This is a genomic window from Mesorhizobium sp. M7A.F.Ca.AU.001.01.1.1 (assembly GCF_004022735.1).
GTDB lineage: Bacteria > Pseudomonadota > Alphaproteobacteria > Rhizobiales > Rhizobiaceae > Mesorhizobium > Mesorhizobium ciceri.
This window is the reverse complement of sequence record NZ_RZPF01000033.1, coordinates 1-16498: the sequence shown is the minus strand read 5'-3', so window position 1 is coordinate 16498 and position 16498 is coordinate 1. Positions and strand designations below refer to the sequence as shown.

At 64.0% G+C, this 16498-nt stretch carries 16 protein-coding genes; all 16 read right to left on the bottom strand.

The window, feature by feature from the left end; translation table 11 throughout:
* On the bottom strand, positions 1–1272 hold a 1272-nt coding region (locus tag EN884_RS03925; RefSeq protein WP_164894920.1), incomplete at its 3' end, for a sugar ABC transporter ATP-binding protein.
* Positions 1269–1925, bottom strand: coding sequence for a DUF2291 domain-containing protein (locus EN884_RS03920; protein ID WP_063167513.1), 657 nt, complete (start codon positions 1923–1925; stop codon positions 1269–1271). The genes EN884_RS03920 and EN884_RS03925, both read right to left, overlap by 4 nt.
* Before the next feature lie 33 nt (positions 1926–1958).
* The gene (locus EN884_RS03915; RefSeq protein WP_027163951.1) at positions 1959–2969 is read right to left on the bottom strand and encodes a sugar-binding transcriptional regulator; all 1011 of its coding nucleotides are present in this window, start codon (positions 2967–2969) and stop codon (positions 1959–1961) included.
* A 423-nt stretch (positions 2970–3392) separates the two neighbouring features.
* Positions 3393–5051, bottom strand: coding sequence for a glycerol-3-phosphate dehydrogenase/oxidase (locus EN884_RS03910; RefSeq protein ID WP_164747145.1), 1659 nt, complete (start codon positions 5049–5051; stop codon positions 3393–3395).
* A gap of 50 nt (positions 5052–5101) precedes the next feature.
* Positions 5102–5878, bottom strand: a complete 777-nt coding sequence (locus tag EN884_RS03905; protein ID WP_063167511.1) for a DeoR/GlpR family DNA-binding transcription regulator — start codon at positions 5876–5878, stop codon at positions 5102–5104.
* The gene (locus EN884_RS03900) at positions 5875–7410 is read right to left on the bottom strand and encodes an FGGY-family carbohydrate kinase (RefSeq protein ID WP_063167510.1); all 1536 of its coding nucleotides are present in this window, start codon (positions 7408–7410) and stop codon (positions 5875–5877) included. The genes EN884_RS03905 and EN884_RS03900 overlap by 4 nt, the downstream gene beginning before the upstream one ends.
* Positions 7411–7770: 360 nt before the next feature.
* Positions 7771–8319: a flavin reductase family protein gene (locus EN884_RS03895; protein ID WP_013533080.1), complete on the bottom strand. Its 549-nt coding sequence runs from the start codon at positions 8317–8319 to the stop codon at positions 7771–7773.
* A gap of 61 nt (positions 8320–8380) precedes the next feature.
* Positions 8381–9601, bottom strand: a complete 1221-nt coding sequence (locus EN884_RS03890; RefSeq protein WP_063167509.1) for an acyl-CoA dehydrogenase — start codon at positions 9599–9601, stop codon at positions 8381–8383.
* Positions 9602–9630: 29 nt separating this feature from the next.
* Entirely contained in the window at positions 9631–10419 is a 789-nt protein-coding gene (locus EN884_RS03885; protein ID WP_063167508.1) for an alpha/beta hydrolase, read from the bottom strand.
* Positions 10420–10431: 12 nt separating this feature from the next.
* The gene (locus tag EN884_RS03880; protein WP_063167507.1) at positions 10432–11448 is read right to left on the bottom strand and encodes an alcohol dehydrogenase catalytic domain-containing protein; all 1017 of its coding nucleotides are present in this window, start codon (positions 11446–11448) and stop codon (positions 10432–10434) included.
* Positions 11445–12491, bottom strand: a complete 1047-nt coding sequence (locus EN884_RS03875) for a branched-chain amino acid ABC transporter permease (RefSeq protein WP_063167506.1) — start codon at positions 12489–12491, stop codon at positions 11445–11447. Before EN884_RS03875 ends, EN884_RS03880 begins: the two co-directional genes overlap by 4 nt.
* Positions 12488–13351 carry a branched-chain amino acid ABC transporter permease gene (locus tag EN884_RS03870; RefSeq protein WP_013533085.1) on the bottom strand — a complete coding sequence of 288 codons (864 nt, stop codon included), beginning with the start codon at positions 13349–13351 and terminating at the stop codon, positions 12488–12490. The genes EN884_RS03875 and EN884_RS03870 overlap by 4 nt, the downstream gene beginning before the upstream one ends.
* Complete coding sequence (locus EN884_RS03865) at positions 13338–14066, bottom strand: ABC transporter ATP-binding protein (protein WP_013533086.1); 729 nt, start codon at positions 14064–14066, stop codon at positions 13338–13340. The genes EN884_RS03870 and EN884_RS03865 overlap by 14 nt, the downstream gene beginning before the upstream one ends.
* Positions 14063–14791, bottom strand: a complete 729-nt coding sequence (locus tag EN884_RS03860) for an ABC transporter ATP-binding protein (RefSeq protein WP_063167505.1) — start codon at positions 14789–14791, stop codon at positions 14063–14065. The genes EN884_RS03865 and EN884_RS03860 overlap by 4 nt, the downstream gene beginning before the upstream one ends.
* A 25-nt stretch (positions 14792–14816) precedes the next feature.
* Positions 14817–16124 (bottom strand): ABC transporter substrate-binding protein, encoded by a 1308-nt coding sequence (locus EN884_RS03855; RefSeq protein ID WP_063167504.1) that lies wholly within the window; start codon positions 16122–16124, stop codon positions 14817–14819.
* Between the two features lie 63 nt (positions 16125–16187).
* Positions 16188–16498 (bottom strand): SDR family oxidoreductase (locus tag EN884_RS03850; protein WP_128360476.1); only part of this gene is annotated, 311 nt, incomplete at its 5' end.

Here is a 16498-nt window from a genome sequence, read left to right as displayed (position 1 = left end):
GCCGATGACGACCTTCTGCTGATTGCCGCCCGACAGCGATCCGATCATGGCGTTGCCGCCAGCGGTCTTGACGGTCACCTTGCGGATCGAGTCTTCGACCAGCTCTCGCTCTCTGGAACGAGACAGAAACAGGCCCCTGGCGAACGCTTCGATGCTGGCGAGCGAAAGATTACGACCGACGGTCATCGTCTGCACCAGCCCGTCGCGCTGCCGGTCCTCGGGGACCAGCACAAGCCCTCTGGAGATACGCTGGGCAATGCTCAGCCCCGAGACGTCCTCGCCTTCCAGCAGCGCCCGCCCGCCCGCCATCGGCACTCGTCCGGCGACGGCCTCCAGCAATTCCGTGCGCCCGGCACCCATCAGCCCGTAGATGCAGACGATCTCGCCTGCTCGCACGTCCAGCGACAGGTGATCGACGACGGAATAACCTGAGCCCGAAGTGTCGACGACGCTGACATCCTCGATCGATAGGGCGACTTCGCCGAATTCATGGCCGGTCGGCGGCGAGCCGAGATCGAAATTCTCGCCGACCATGTTGCGCACGATCCATTCGAGATCGATATCCCGGGCTTCGGCCGTCGCGGTAATCGCGCCATCGCGCAGGACAACGGCATAGTCGGTGATCTGCAGCGCCTCTTCGAGGTGATGCGATATGTAGACGATGGAGACGCCGCGGCTGGTCAGATCGCGGATCACCTTGAACAGAACTTCCACCTCGGTTGCGCTGAGCGCGGAGGTCGGCTCGTCCATGATGAGGATGCGCGAATCGACCGACAGTGCCCGGGCGATCTCGACGATCTGCTGTTGGCCGAGGCGCAGATCCTCGACCAGGGTCATCGGATCGATGTCCTCCTCGAGATCAGCCATCAGAGCGCGCGCCTGGCGTTGCTCCTCGGCGAAGTCGAGGCCGGTCCTGGTGCGCAGTTCGCGGCCCATGAAGATGTTGTCGCGAACGCTGAGGTTGGGCGCCAGGCTGAGTTCCTGGTGGATGATCGAGATGCCGCGATCGCGCGCGTCCGAGGACGAAGAAAAGCTGACGAGATTGCCGTCGAGCACGATGTCGCCGGATGTCGGCGTGACCACGCCGGAGAGGATCTTCATCAGCGTCGACTTGCCGGCGCCATTCTCTCCGAACAGCGTGGTGACCTTGCCGCGATGGATGTCGAAATTGACGCCCTTGAGCGCATGGACGCCGCCATACGACATGACGATGTTGCGCGCCGAAAGCACGGCGTCGCCAGTCGCGGGTCCGGTGTCGGCAGTCGGTTTCATTTGACGTCCAGCCTCACGGGGGTGACGAGCCAGCTCTTCGGGTTGACCAGCTTGAATGCGCCGACCACCGATATGGTCTTGCCGGTCAAGGTGCTCGTATCGACCTTGGCCAGGACTTCCTTCTTCATCTCATTGTTCAGCGCCGAACCGGCGTCCTGGTACTCAATCTGGTTGGTGAACTGGCCGAATGTGATCTTGCCCGTGGCGTCACGCAGTTCCGTCCCGTTGATTGCCGGTCCCGTCTGCACGCGGATCATCAACGTATCTGGCACGCCGTCGACGGCGACCTTGTAGATGCCAGATTTTCCTTCGCCGACGACGCCGGTGAACTTGACTGAAATGACCGGTCCGACGCCCGCAGGCACACCGTATTCCTTTTCCGCCGTTGCCCTGTCCTTGGCAATCGCCGTCGCCACCGTCACCGCGTCGGCGGCGCGTGCCTCGACATCGGCCTGCACCTTGGGAAATTCCGACTTGCCGTAGTCAGCGGCGGAAAACACGGCGCTGCGAACGTCGCCTGCCGACCCTATCCTGACCACGTTGGTATCGAGCGCCATGGCGCCGAGCAGGACGACAACCGCGGCGCTGGCAAGTGCCCGACGCAGGGCGGGCGAGGCAGGCCTGGTCGATGCAGTGGCGGCTTTCGCGCTCATGACGCAACCGCCAGCAAGGCTGATCCGCGCTTGTCACGCATTTGGCGATCCTCCGTTCATATGGCGCTTCGCGCCATTGGGTTTGTTCTGTTCGACAAGGGCACGAGCGGTGGATTCGTCGGTGATCAGGCCGCTCAGATAGCGGCTTTCGAGCACCGCTTTGATAGCGCGTATTTTCACTTTGCCGCCGGCGACGGCGACGATCCGGCGGCCCTTCAACTGGTCCCGCGGGAGTGCCAGGATTCTTTCCGACAGCGCCGTTTCCACTGGGCGTCCCTGGTCGTCGAAGAAGTGGGCGAGCAGCTCGCCGACGCCGCCATCGCGTTTGACCTCATCGATTTCGGAATGTTCGATCATGCCGGTGGCGACCAGCGAAGCTTCCCGCTCGGCGGTCCCTATGCCGACGAACATCAGGTCGGACCGGCTTGCGAGGTCGAAGACATCGCTGATGCCGCGCTGCCCAAGCAGCACCTCACGGTCCTCCGCGGTGTTGGCGACAAAAGGCACCGGCATCACATAGGCCTGCGCGCCGGTCCGCTCGGCCAGCCGATGCATGACGTCGTGCGGGTTGGCCGCGAACTTGCGCGTCACACCGCCAAGCAGCGAGACGAAACGGATATGGGCGGCGGCGGTGCGCGTCAGATACTCGACGCTTGCGGCAAGGGTACGGCCGTGGCCGACGCCGATCAGCATGTCCTCGCCGCGATCGATCTCCCGCTTCAGAAACTGAGCGCCGGCGATGCCAAGCGCCTTCAGCGGCAGCTCGTCCTGATCGAGATCCGGAACGACCTCGCAGTAATCGAGCCCGTAAGCATTGATCAGCTGCTGCTCGAGGTCGATGCATTCGCCGACGTCGCCGTCGATGATCACCCTGACCAGGCCATCCTGGGTGGCCCGCGTGATGAGCCGATGCGCCTTGAGGCTGGTCAGGCCGAGCCGCTTGGCCACCTGGGCCTGCGTCAGACCCCCGGCATAGTGAAGCCAGGCCGCGCGGGTGGCGAGGCTGGACTCATGATCGCGGTTAGCGGTTCCGCCGGATTTCAAGCCATCTCCTCCCTGAGATGATATTATTATCTTTGTGTGCAAAAATTTTCACATCCCTGCATCGCTGTCAATCCCCCGCCGGGTTGGGCGCATGCACATGCGGGCAATTCACAGGTCTCGCCCTTCCCGAAACGCCGGTCTGCCGGCATTCGGCGGGCAACATCGACCTATTAGGAGGTGAGCATGTTACTCGATCATACAGTTGTGTTAATTTAACGTCAATCTATGTTACCTCACGCCTAAGCCAGCAGAATTGCATGGCCATCGGCTATCCAGATTTTCTTCTAACTAGCTGTTTTTCAGGGATAATATCTAATATCGGCAAAATCCCAATCCGCCTGTGAGTTGGGCGATTTGCGGATGCGGCGCATCCATGGGCAAACCAACCGGATTGCCTTGTGAAGAGCATCGGTGACGGACTGATCAACCCAGCCGCATCAGGTTCCGGTCCTCGAGTTCCACAATTGCGGCCTCGACTTCCCTTGCAAGGCGCCCGGCGCTCCAGCCCAGCGCCTGTCCGGCAATCGCCGCAATCGCCTGCAGGTCGCGGCCTGTCAGGGAGCCTGATATCGCCAAGGTGCTGCGGCGCATGACGATGTCGGCCAGATGTTCGACGAACTCGTTGCGGACGATGTAGTCGATTTCCGATTTGCTGTAGCTTTCTGAATCCGGCAGCCGACCCTCATCGCCCGACCCATGCGTGGCGATCTGCGTGGCTCTGGTGCCGTATCGCGACAGCAGCGCATCGAGACGCCGTTCCTCAGCGCCCGTCTTCGAGCGAGCCAGAGCCAGCCAACTTGCTCGCGCTGCGGCATTGGTCGGGAAATCCCTGCCGCCGCCGATCGGCATGGCTTGCGTCGTCACCTTGCGGCTGTGCTGCAGGCGGCCGAGCACGGTGTCGGCGACTTCCTCGGCAAAGCCGCGAAAGGTCGTCCACTTGCCGCCGACCAGCGAGATGACCGCGAAAGGTCTGTTCCGATCCGGCTCGGCGACCGGCGCGGAGTGGTCACGGCTGATCAGCCCGGGCAGCGATGCATCGGAGGCCGGCAGCGGCCTGATGCCGCTATAGGCGTAGACGATCTGGTCGCGCTCGAACGCCATTCCCGGCAGCAGAGTCCGCACGCTGTCGAGCAGGTACTCGACTTCGTCGGGCTCGCAGCGCACCGCGTCGGGATTGTCGGCCTTGATGTCGGTGGAGCCGACCAGCGCCAGGCCGAGATAATCGTAGATGAGGCAGATGCGGCCGTCATCGGCTTCGAAATAGAGCATGCGCCCGGCCAGGCTTTTGACCAGTTCGTCATGCTTGAGCAGGACGTGCGAGCCCTTGGTGCCGCCGATCATCTTCGACGGCGCGCCAAGCAATTCGTTGACATCGTCGATCCACGGACCGGCGGCGTTGACCACCAGCTTCGGCCGCACCGAAAAGGCCGCGCCGTTTTCCGGCTGGAAGGTCAGTACCCCATCGGCGGACTTGACCAGCGCCGTATAGTTCGCGCTGGCCGAGGCCGCGTTTGCCTGCCGCCCATCGAGGATCAGTTCAAGCACGAGCCTTTCGGGGTGGCTTATCTTGGCGTCGTAGTAGGTGCCGGTGGCGACGATCGAAGGATTGAGCGCCGGCATCCCGCTGAGCGCCTGGCGCCGCCCGACCATGCGGTGGCGCGGCATGACCTGGTTTCGCGAGCCGTAGAAATCATAGATCATCAGGCCGATCTTGATCAGGATGGCGCCGCGGCTGCGCGGTGCGCTGGTCGAGCCGAACAGCGTCCGCAAGGCCGCCAACATGCCCTTGCTCCAGGAAAAGATCGGGATGACGGTCGGCAGCGGGCTGACATAGTGCGGCGCGTTCTTCAAAAGCAGATTGCGTTCAAGTGTCGACTGTGCGACCAGCCCGAACTCGCCGGTTTCGAGATATTTCAGGCCACCGTGAATGAGCCGCGACGGCGCGGCACTGGTGCCCGAGCCGAAATCCGCCTTGTCGACGATCAGACAGCTGACGCCTTGCGCGCACAGGTCGCGAAACAGCCCTGCCCCGTTAATGCCGGCGCCAAGAATGACGACGTCGACCTCGCCGGTTCCGGCCATGGCGGCCAAACGCCCGGCGGGATTTTCCGTAAATGTTGCTTCGCTTGAGCTCATGACGCTCTCGTCTTGACGATGCGCAGCTTCACGCCGGCCCGTTCGAGAGCTTGCGCCCGCGCATCGCCCAGGCCTTCGGTCGCCAGCACGACATCGAAGCTGGTCAGATCGTCGAAGACATGCAGCGCGATCCTGTCGAACTTGGCATGGTCGATCAGAAGGATACGCTTGGCCGATGCGGCCATCATCGCCTGCTTGACCCGCACGACATTGGGATCCTGGATGAAGGCCGTGGTTCCGGTGATGGCCGAAGCCGAACAGATCAGCACATTGGCGCGCAGCTGCGCCACGGCGTTCTCGCAGACGATACCGATATAGGCGTTGTAGGTGCCGTGGTACTGGCCGCCGAGACAGATGAAGTCGAGTTCGTCGACATTGATCAGCAGTGATGCCGTCGCTACGGAGTTGGTGATGACGGTCAGCGGCTTGACGTCGAGCAGCAGTGCCGCGACGGCGTTTGCCGTCGAGGAATCGTCCAGCATCACCACCTGGCCGGCTTCGACATAATCGAGTGCTGCCCGCGCCAGCGCATCCTTCTCGGCCCGGTTGACCGTCACACGGTAGCGGAAGGCGCTTTCGTAGAGGCCGGAAGGCTGAACCGTCACCGCACCGTGCAGCTTGCGCAGCACGCCCTGCTGCGCCAGCCGGTCGATATGCCGGTGGACGGTCATGCGCGACACGCCGAAATGCTCGACCAGATCGTCGATGCGCACCTGGCCGAGCTTGATCACATAGTCGGCGATCTCTTCGCGTCGTTCGTCGGCCTTGATCATGCGGTTCCCCCAGTGTCTGGCCGGCCCAGCTTCTCGATGTCGGGCCAATGCGGTTCGAGCGCACCGGCTATGCGGCCATAGAGGGAAAAGCGCTCGTTGAACACAGCACTCGAGGCTTGGTCAGGCTCGTATTGGCGCGCCGTCATCCCGACCTGCCTGGCGCCCTGTTGCGGCGTCGCGAAGATGCCAACCGCCGCCCCCGCGCAAAGGGCAGCGCCAAAGGCCGCGGCCTCGTCGGTCGAGGTGACGATGACCGGGGCGTTCAGCACGTCGGCAAACATCTGAACGAAGGCCGGATTGCGCGAACCGCCGCCGGTCAGGCGGATCTCGCTGATGGCAAAGCCGTCGCGCAAGGCTTCGACATGGGTGCGGTGATTGAAGGCAATGCCCTCCAGAACCGCCTTCAGCATATCGCCGCGATTGTGCCAGCCGTGCAGGCCGACAAAGCCGCCGCTGGCAACATCGCCATAAGGAGAGCCGAACAGATAGGGATGAAACAGGATGGTCGAGGGCTTCTTCAGCGCCGCGTCGATCTCTGCTGCCAGAAGCTCGTGGATCGAGTCGCCATCGATCGATGCCTTTTCCTGCTCCGAGCGGCAGAACGTGTCGAGAAACCAGTCGTAGTTCGCGGTCGAGGCCGGCGAGATCGCCATGTTGTTCCAGCGGCCTGCGTCGATGGCGTTGCGACAGAGCCAACGCGGGTCGACGCGTGGTTGCGAAGAGACGACTTCGTTGATGGAATAGGTTCCGGCGACGATGGCGAGCACGCCCTCCTCATGGCCGCCCATGCCAAGTGCGGAGGCAGTCACGTCATGCAGTCCGCACGCGACCGGTGTTCCCTTGGCAAGGCCGGTCATTTCGGCTGCCTCGGCGGTGACATGGCCGACGATCGCGGCGGAGTGCGCCATCGGCGGCAGCGCGTCGAAAACATCGTCCAATCCGAAGATTCGCAACGCTTCCGGCGCGAAGGCTTGCGTGCGGAAATCCGTGAATGAGGTGCTGGCCTCGGTACGGTCGGTGCCGATCTTGCCGGTCAGGCAAAAGCGCAGCCAGTCCTTGCAGGCCAGTATATGCCCGATACGCCCATAGCGGGCCGGTTCGTGCTCCCTGATCCAGGCGAGCAGCGCCGACGGCGCCGAGACGTGGGGCGCCTGGCCTGTTCGCGCTAGCGCCTCTTCGAAGACCCGGTCCGCCGACCATCGCTCGACAATCTTGCCGGCGCGGCTATCGAGCGACAGGATTCCAGGCCCCAGCGGCCGACGATCCTTGTCGAGCAAATAGAGACCGTCGCCATGCGCGGTTGCCGCCACCGCCCTGATGTCGTCCGCCGGGCGGCCACATAGCGCGATCGCCTCCTTGATTGCGTCGGCGGTCGCTTGCCAGAGGCCGGCCATGTCGCGCTCCACCCAGCGCGCATGGGGCATCGATTGCGGAACCCGCCGACGCGCCACCGACAACTGCGTGCCATCGGCATCGAAGATCACCGCCTTGGTGACCGTGAGACCGTTATCGATTCCGAGCAAACTGGGCATGGGCGCCGCCGTTTTCAGCAACTGGTGAAGGGCGCTGCAAGGCAATCCTGCAGGTTGGGATAAGGATGACGGACATGACGACAATCAACGAGCAACGGTGATACCAAAGCGCCGCATCCGATGCGGTAAACAGACCATAGTAGCCTGTTAAATTAACGTCAACATGTGATATATTTTGTAGAAATGTCTAACGTAAGCTGAGACATGCATCCGATGCGGGACGAAGCTCCGACCAGTGCCCAACTGGCTGGATGGCCCTCAACCCTGCACGGCGGGCCAGGGGGACGGTGCGACTGACGCTCGAACGCGTTTGACTGGCTTAGCGAATTCCGTGCGCAGCGGCCGGACAGCCGGCACCGTTCAAAGAAAACGCGACGACTCAAGAAGTTCAGCCACGCCGTCCAGTTCCTTGTGCAGGCGATGCCAGCGACGGTCGAGGTAGACCAGCGAATGCGCCTCAGGGGGGATCTCGTCCGGCTGCACCTCGCCGTCAAGGAGTTCGGCCGCCACCAGTGTCGCGCCCTCGATCGGCAGGACGCCGAGCCGGCGGGCGCGGAACCAGGTCGAGACGCCGGTATAGCGCGGTTCGCCCGTGGGCAGCCGAGCCCAGGCGCCTCCCGGCGGGAAGCGTTCCGCGCCGCTCGACGCGCAGAGCTGCGCCAGGTCGATATCGGTGTAGCGCAGCAGGTGGATCACCATGGTCTGCGCCCGCAGCAAGGGTTCGGACGAGGTCGATTTCATCGACAGCGAGAAGGCGACGACCGGTGGCGCAGCACTTACAGAGATCAGCGAGGACACGGTCATCGCCACCGGTCTGTCGCCGGGATCGGCCGTGATCACGGCAACACCGGCCGGATGGTGGCGAAAGGCTTCGCGGAAGGCGTTGGTCATCGGATGCGGGAAGCTCATCGACGTCTCTCTTCTGCAGCATGAAATGGGGCCGGATGGGTCCGCCGTCCGGCCCTTGCGACTACTTCTTCTCGATCAGATCGTAGAACTGCCAGGTGCGATCGCTCCACACCCCGCCGATGTCGCGGCCGGCCGAGGTGACGATCGATGGCGCGATCGTGAAATGGTTGGCCGCCACCATCATCTCGCGGAAGGTGCGCTGGATCACACCGGCGCGCAGCGACGCACCGCCGCCCGCGCGGTAGGCGAAGTTGCAGATGTCGACGCCAACCTCGTGAATCTCGGATTTGGCCAGATGGACAAGGCTGATCTGACGCGTCGACATGCTGTTGCCGGCTTCGACCGTCATCTCGATGTCGCGCCAGACTTCGAAGATGAAGGCGCGGGCAGCGCGATAGCGGGCTTCGGCGCGGCCATAGTCGTGCCAGAATTTCTCGCTCTCGCCGATCAACCCGGCGCGGCCTGACTTGCTGCGGGCGAACTTGGCGATCTCGTCCAGCATCCGCCGCCCGGTGCCGAGTGCCCAGCCGGTATGACCGATGGCGGCGAGGCCGACGACACCGAGACTGAAGAACTCCTTCTGGCGCAGCGGCGGTGCGGTCAGGATCGGGAAGACGAGATCGTCGGCGATGAAGACGTCCTCGGCCGCATAGTCGATGCTGCCGGTGCCTCCGAGGCCCAGAACGTCCCAATTGCCGAGCTGCTTGTGCTGGGAGATCGGCGCATGGGCGCACATGATGATCACATTGCCCCTATCGTCCTTGGCGGGCTTGCCGGTGCCGTCGTCGACGAAGGCGGCACTGTGGCTATAGGTGGCGTGGCTGAAGCCGCTGCCATAGCTCCACTTGCCGTTCAGCCGGTAGCCACCGTCGACCTTCTTCAGCATGCCGAGCGGCGCCCCCTGTCCCGAGAAACGGTTGTCGGAGCCCGGCGCGAACAGCCGCTCGACCGCGCTGTCCGGCAGAAAGGCAGCCGACATCGCGCCGATGCAGCAATGCACCATGGAAACCCAGCCGGCCGCCCCGGAATGCCAGGTGATCGCCGCCAGCAGTTCGAGACCCTCGGTGGGTCGCAACTGCGCACCGCCGAGGCTCTCCGCGGCAAAGATATGCGACATGCGCAGCGGCTTCAGCAGCTCGAACGTGGCCGCAGTCAGTTCGCCATTCTCCTCATCGGCGGTGGCGTTGGCTTCCAGGGCCGGTCCGATCTCCGCGATCTTCCTGAGCAAGTCGCGATAGTCGGTGGTCGTCCCCCACGAGCTGTGCTTGATGGGTTTGTTCATCGTGTTCTCCTCCTCCTTTTCAAATGCGATCAGCCGGCGAAGAAATCGCCGATCTTCCTGAGCGTTTCGGGTTTCTCCTGCATGACGAAATGGCCGGCGTCCTCGACGAGGATCAGGCGTGCGTCGGGCAGCGCCTCGACGAAGAGCGGAGCCTGTCCCGCCGGCAGCATACGGTCCCTGGTGCCCCAGACGACCAGTGTCGGATTGGCGATGCGCGCCAGAAAGCGCCGCAGGTTCGGATGACCCATGCCGAACGGCGCCAGCAGCCGGCCGAGCGTCTCGCCTTCGCGGGCGCGATCGGCGCCGAAGGCCTCGGCAAAGGCGGCGTCGGAACCATCCGGGAAGTAGCGCAGCGCCACCGAGACGTCTTGCGCCAGATAGGCCGGCAACTCCTGCGGCGCGACCGCGCCGAGATCAGTGGCCGGATATGCGGGGTCGTTGAGCCCTGCCGGCGCGATCAGCACCACCTTGTCGAAACGCTCGCGCGCAAGGCCAGCGAGTTCGGTCGCCATCCAGCCGCCCATGGAAAAGCCGATGAGATGAGGCTTCTCCGGCAGACGGAGAACATCGAGCAGATTCAGATAGTGTAAAACCATGTCGGACATCGTAGCGACATGCGGCGCCGGGCCAGAAAAGCCGAAGCCCGGATGGCTCGGGCAGAGCACGCGGAAACGGTCCGCGAGGCCCTCGGCAAAGTCGAAGCCTTCAAGCGTCGAGGCGCCGTGCAGGAACAGCACGGGCTTGCCTCTACCGATGGCCATCACCACCGTTTTCGTGCCATCGATATCGTATTCGAGCGTTTCGAATTGAACGGCCATTTTTCACTCTCCTCAAACAAGGTCCGGCTGGATCAGCACTTTGCATTGCGTGGTGCGGCGGCGAAGGCTCTCGAATATCTGCGGAACCGGCGAGAGGTCGATCCGGTCGGTGACCAGAGTTTGCGGTGCGAAAGGTCCGCCTCGAAGCGCATCGAGGGCGACGCCGAATTCGTTGCGCTGATGGAAGAAGACCGAAAACAGCAGGTTCACTTCCTTCGTCAGCGCAACGAACGGGTCCCACTGGTCTCCACCAATGCAGAGGCCGACCCCGACCACCGTGCCCTGCAGCCGGACCGCCTCGACCGCCGCGCCGATGAGGCCACGCTTGCCAACGCATTCGAAGACGATGTCGGGCGCTCCGCCGCAGAGATCGGTGAGGTTCTCGCTCAGCTTTTCGCCGGAAAGCGCGAAGCCGGTCGCGCCGAGAGCAAGCGCACGCTCGCGCTGATGGCCGTGGATGTCGGCCACCACGACACGCGATGCCCCCATGCGCCGCGCCCAGAAGGCGACGAGCAGTCCGATCGGCCCGGCACCCAGTATGGCGACCCGATCCCCCGGCTTCATGCCCGAACGGACGATGCAATGCAGGGCGACCGACAGTGGCTCGGCCAACGCACCATCCTCGAGTGCTACATCGTCGGACAGGATGTGACATTGGCGTGCGGCCACGGTCGCGTATTGCGCATAGCCGCCGCCGATCAGCTCCATCTCGTGACAGCGCGCCGGATCGCCGCGCTCGCAGGCCTCGCAGTGTCCGCAACCGCGCATCGGCACGACAGCGACCCGGTCACCGATCCGAAGGCCCTTTGCCTCCGATCCGACCGCGACGATGTCACCGGAGAATTCATGGCCGAGCACAAAGCCTGCCTCGATGCCGAAAGGCACCGGATCCTCGGTGATGTGCAGATCGCTGCCGCAGATGCCGCAAGCGGCGACACGCAAGACGACCTCGTCCGGGGCTGGCGTCGGGTCCGGCACCGTGCCGATCCGCAGTGGGACGCCGACCTTATCGAAGATGGCGGCTTTCATGAAATCCTCCTCGTCAGCGGTTCGGGGTCGACGAGCTTGCGTCGGATCGGGAACCATGGTGCATCCCACCGCTTCGAGATCAGGCCCCAGATGCCCGTCCGGGCGTAGAGCGCCACCAGAAGCGTCATCAGGCCGAGGACGACGAAATAGGTTGCGCCATATTCGCCGAACCAGCGGTCCGCGATGAAGAAGATCAGCGATCCGATCAGAACGCCCTCGATGGACCCGATCCCGCCGACCATGACGATGAAGATCGCGACGTTCGCCCACATCGGATCAAAGGCCGAACCCGGGGTGATGCGCAGCTGCGCCATGAAATAGATCGCGCCCGCGAGGCCGCAGCCGACCGCTGACGCGACATAGATCAGGAAGCGTAGCTTCACGACATTCACGCCCTGGCTGGCAGCCGCAACCGGATTGTCGCGTATGGCGATCAGCGCAAGGCCGAAGCGCGAGCGAAGCAGCCAATAGCTGCCGCCCAGCGTGACGAGCAGCATCCCCGCGCAGAGCAGCGACATAGCGACATTCCGCTCGAAGGCCGAATAGTCCTTCATCACGCGAAGCGACATGCCCGCGCCGGAATTGACGAGCGGCAGGTTCGAGGCGGTCAGCCGGAAGACCTCGGCCACCACCCATGTGCCGATCGAAAAATAGGGGCCATCCAGGCGATGCAGCAGCAGGTAGATCGGCACGGCCAGCGCGGCCGGCACCAGGAGCGACAGGAAGACCGCCACAAACGGATTGATGCCGTAGGTCTGCGCCAGCACGAAAAGCGCATAGCCGGCGGCGCCCATGAAGGCGTGCTGGCCTACGGAGACGAGGCCGGCATAGCCGGCGAGCAGGTTCCACATCTGCGCGACGGCGATATAGCAGCACAGCACCAGAACCGACCGGATCGTGCCGGTCGAAGCCCACCACGGCATGACAGCGACAGCGATCATGGCCAGCACCGCCAGCGTCATCGCGATGCGACCGGACCGGGTCTGGCGCTGGACCACGACCTCGGGCACCTCGGTTGTTGCCACATAGGGAATCGCACTCATGACAATGCCTTTCCGAACAGGCCCTGTGGGCGGGTCGCCAGCACGACCAGGAAGACGATATGTCCGGCAAGCACGCCGAAGCCCGGATCGATGCGGAAGCCGATGGCCTGCGAGATGCCGAGCACCATCGAGCCGACGAAGGCGCCCCATACCGTCCCCATGCCGCCGATGATCACCGCTTCGAACGCGTAGATCAGCTGGGCAGGTCCGTCGGCCGGAGCAACAGTCGACCGCAGCGCCTGGAAGACGGCTGCAAAACCGAGAATGCCGACCGCCGCCGCTGTCGCCATCGCATAGACGGCGCGCGGGTTGATGCCGGTCATCGCCGCCGCCTCGACATCGGCCGACGCGGCGCGGAGCGCGCGACCGAAGCGCGTGCGCTTCAGCGTCAGGTCGAGGCCTCCTGTCAGGCCCGTGGCAACGGCCAGCACGATCAGCGGCAGGAGACCGACATAGATGCCGCCGATCTCGATGGACTGGCTCTCGATCCCATGGCCGGGCAGCGATCGGCTGTTCGCGGACCATATCTGGAGCATCAGGTTCTGCAGCGCGATCGACAGTCCGAAGGTCGCGATCAGCGAGGGCAGCGGATCGCTGCCCACCACGCGGTTCAGCACGGCCTTCTGCAGCACCCAGCCCATCAGCACCGCGAGCGGCACCAGCACGATCAGCACCGGCAGCGGTCCCAGACCCCAAGCCGTGGCGATCGAGATGCCGATCAGCGACAAAAGGATCACCAGATCGCCATGGCTGATGTTGACGATCCGCATGACGCCGAACATCAGCGCCATGCCGAGTGCATACTGGGCATACATGCCGCCCAGCAGGACCCCCTGCACCAAGGCGTCAAACCACTCCATGGCCCGCTCCAAAATAGGCTTTGCCGATCTGCTCGCGCGTGATTTCGGCGGACCTGCCGGTCAGGGTCACGCGGCCCTCCAGCATGCAGTAGAGGCGGTCCGTGGCGGTCCGGGCGAGGCCGACATCCTGCTCGACCACGATCATCGCCGTGCCGGTGGCGCGGATTTCGGGCAAGGCGGCATAGATTTCGCGGATCACCTTGGGCGCGAGACCAAGGCTGATCTCATCGCAGAGCAGCACGCGCGGCTGGCAGAGCAGCGCGCGGCCGATCGCCACCATCTGCTGCTGCCCGCCCGAGAGGCTTTGCACCTGGGTGCGAGCCTTCTCCTTGAGGATCGGGAACAGCTGGTGCAGACGCGGCAGCGTCCATCCGCCCTTGGCGCCCATGCGCGCGGCCTGGTCGATGGCGACGCGCAGATTGTCCTCGACCGACATGCCGGTGAAGAGGCGGCGGCCCTCCGGCACGATGGCGACGCCCTTCTGCACCATGCGGTCGGTGGCGGTGCCGCCGACCGGCTCACCGTGCAGCAGCACCATCTCGCGCCCGACCGGAAGCAGGCCCATGATCGAACGCAGGAGGGTGGATTTTCCGGCCCCGTTGGCGCCGATCAAGGCCACGGCCTCACCCTGGTGCAGCTCGATGTCGACGCCGTAGAGCGCCTGGAAGTCGCCATAGCGGGCCAACAGCCCGTGGGTGGAAAGAACGGCCGTCATCCCTCGATCCCCATGTAGACGCGCTGGACCTCAGGCAGCGCGATCACGTCGGCGGGCACGCCTTCCGCGATCTTCTCGCCGAAATTCAGAACCAAGAGCCGGTCGGCTACCGCCAGCAATGCGTGCAGCACATGCTCGATCCACACGATGGTGATGCCGCGGTCGCGGATGCGGCGCACCAGCGCCACCAGCGCCTTCGATTCATCGTCGGTCAGCCCGCCCGCGATCTCGTCCAGCAGCAGCAGCTTCGGATCCGACGCCAGCGCGCGCGCCAGCTCCAGCCGCTTGCGGTCGAGCAGAGTGAGAGCGCCGGCCGAGACATTGGCCTTGTCGGAGAGTTCGCACTCGCGCAGGACCTGGGCGCAGAAAGCATAGCTCTGCTTCTCGGACCGGCCGCCGCCGAAAGCGGCGGCGACCAGCAGGTTTTCGAAGGTGGTCATGCCGGAATAGGGACGCGGGATCTGATAGGTCCGCCCGATCCCCATCTGGCAGCGCCGGAAGGGCGGCTCGCCGCGGAGTGCGGTGTCGCCGAGCTGGATCTCGCCGCCGGACGTCTTCAAGTCGCCGCTGATCATGTTGAACAGCGTCGTTTTGCCCGCCCCATTCGGGCCGAGGATGCCCAGCACCTCGCCCCGATGCACGTCGAAAGTCACGTCATGCAGGACGCGGACAGCGCCGAAGGACTTCGACACCCCGTGCGCTTTCAGCAGGATTTCCCTACCCATGACTCTGCCCGCGTCCCCGCTCATGTCACCAGGCGATCGGCTGAATAGCCTGTTGCGGCGCGAAGAGCTGATTGACCGTGTTGTCGACGATCTTCAGGTCATAAGGCCATTTCTCGCCCTTCACCCACTGGCCGCCGAAGATCGGCGTCTTGCAGATGTTCTTGTGGGGCGAGCCGTCGAACTTGATATGACCGACCAGCGTCTGCAGATCGGTAGCGACCAGGGCGTCTCGGTTGGCTGTGCGATCGAGCGGATTGGAAGAGCGCTTCAGGATGTCGAGCGCGACCTCGAGCAAGGCATGCGAATAGCCCAGCGGCTGCGTCCACTGCCGCTTCGAATCGACTTCCCATTGGCTGGCGATGTCGCTGCTGACCTGCCCGGTCAGCGACGACTTGAACGGGAACGCCGGTGTCCACCAGACCTCCGAGGACATGCCGTTGCCTAGAGGACCCATGGCCTCGACACCCCCCGGGAACAGGAGTGCCGCCGCCACCGTGACCGCCTTCGGCTTGAAGCCCTGCTGGTTGCACTGGGTGACGAAGGTCTTCAGATCGTCCGGATAGGTAATGCCGCCGATGATCTCGCAGCCCTGCTTCTTGAACTCGGCGATCTGTGCGGAAAAATCATTGGTGCGGGGCTGGAAATAGCCGGGCACCACGACCTCGTAGCCGGCCTTGCGGGTCGGCGCTGGCAAGCCATATTCGTCGTTGCCCCAGGTCTCGCCGTCGATGTTCTGCGGAAACAGCATGCCGACCTTCTTGTTGGTCTCCAGATGGCTCCAGAGTCCGACGAAGGTGTTCAGCGCCTCGTCGAGGCCCCAGAAGAAATGATAGGTCCAGCCGAAGGTCTGCTTGCCGCCGCCGCGCGGCATGATCACCGCTTGCCAGGGAGCACCGGAGGAAATGCAGGGGGTCTCATAAAGCTCGGCCTGCTCGGCCGCGGGCAGGATCGTGTCGGTGGTCGAGGCCGGTACGAGCAGATGCACCTCGTCGTTCAGGATGAGGTTGCCGGCGATTTCCGATGCCTTGTTCGGATTGGACTGGCTGTCGCGATCGAGGATCTCGATCTCGTAAGTATTGCCGTCGGCACATTGCAGCTGGCCGCCGAGCAGGGCGCGGATTTTCTGCAAGGTGTAGCCATCCGTTTCACCAAACAGGGCGAGCGGCCCGGTCGTGGGGCTGAGATAGCCGAGCTTGATCTTCCCCGCCGTCGCGGCGCGCAGATAGGTCGGCATGCCCAGCGTGCTGGCGGCAACGCCGGCTCCAATCCCCTTCAGGACGCTTCGGCGGCTGGGCCGCAAGCCCGATTTCACCAGTTTGTTGTAGTAGGTCATTGTCGGTTCCTCCCTGGGTTAAGTTTCTCCGGCCCACGGGACCGGTCTCAGTTCAAAGCTTGTTCAGGTCATCCTCAGCAGCGAGCCGCCATCGATGACGATCAGCGAGCCCGTCACGTAGGACGCGGCCGGCGACGCCAGATAGAGCGCCAGGCCCTTGATCTCTTCAGGGTCACCGATCCGGCCGATGAGCGACTGGGCCTCGAAGGCCTTGCGGTCCGCCGGATTGCGCAGCCGGCCGCCGGCGATGTTGGTGATGAACGGCCCGGGCAGGATTGCGTTGATGCGGATGTTGTAGGCGCCGAGCTCCATCGCCATGTGGCGAACGAGATGGTTCACCGCGGCCTTGGCGGGCATGTAGGGTGTACCCACGA

What these genes read in the sequence shown, in the direction of transcription:
- EN884_RS03865 (WP_013533086.1), bottom strand. Translation starts at nt 14,066, where the DNA reads ATGACGGCCGTTCTTTCCACCCACGGGCTGTTGGCCCGCTATGGCGAC.
- EN884_RS03905 (WP_063167511.1), bottom strand. Translation starts at nt 5,878, where the DNA reads ATGATCAAGGCCGACGAACGACGCGAAGAGATCGCCGACTATGTGATC.
- EN884_RS03870 (WP_013533085.1), bottom strand. Translation starts at nt 13,351, where the DNA reads ATGGAGTGGTTTGACGCCTTGGTGCAGGGGGTCCTGCTGGGCGGCATG.
- EN884_RS03860 (WP_063167505.1), bottom strand. Translation starts at nt 14,791, where the DNA reads ATGGGTAGGGAAATCCTGCTGAAAGCGCACGGGGTGTCGAAGTCCTTC.
- EN884_RS03885 (WP_063167508.1), bottom strand. Translation starts at nt 10,419, where the DNA reads ATGGCCGTTCAATTCGAAACGCTCGAATACGATATCGATGGCACGAAA.
- EN884_RS03890 (WP_063167509.1), bottom strand. Translation starts at nt 9,601, where the DNA reads ATGAACAAACCCATCAAGCACAGCTCGTGGGGGACGACCACCGACTAT.
- EN884_RS03910 (WP_164747145.1), bottom strand. Translation starts at nt 5,051, where the DNA reads ATGGCCGGAACCGGCGAGGTCGACGTCGTCATTCTTGGCGCCGGCATT.
- EN884_RS03880 (WP_063167507.1), bottom strand. Translation starts at nt 11,448, where the DNA reads ATGAAAGCCGCCATCTTCGATAAGGTCGGCGTCCCACTGCGGATCGGC.
- EN884_RS03875 (WP_063167506.1), bottom strand. Translation starts at nt 12,491, where the DNA reads ATGAGTGCGATTCCCTATGTGGCAACAACCGAGGTGCCCGAGGTCGTG.
- EN884_RS03855 (WP_063167504.1), bottom strand. Translation starts at nt 16,124, where the DNA reads ATGACCTACTACAACAAACTGGTGAAATCGGGCTTGCGGCCCAGCCGC.
- EN884_RS03900 (WP_063167510.1), bottom strand. Translation starts at nt 7,410, where the DNA reads ATGCCCAGTTTGCTCGGAATCGATAACGGTCTCACGGTCACCAAGGCG.
- EN884_RS03895 (WP_013533080.1), bottom strand. Translation starts at nt 8,319, where the DNA reads ATGAGCTTCCCGCATCCGATGACCAACGCCTTCCGCGAAGCCTTTCGC.
- EN884_RS03920 (WP_063167513.1), bottom strand. Translation starts at nt 1,925, where the DNA reads ATGAGCGCGAAAGCCGCCACTGCATCGACCAGGCCTGCCTCGCCCGCC.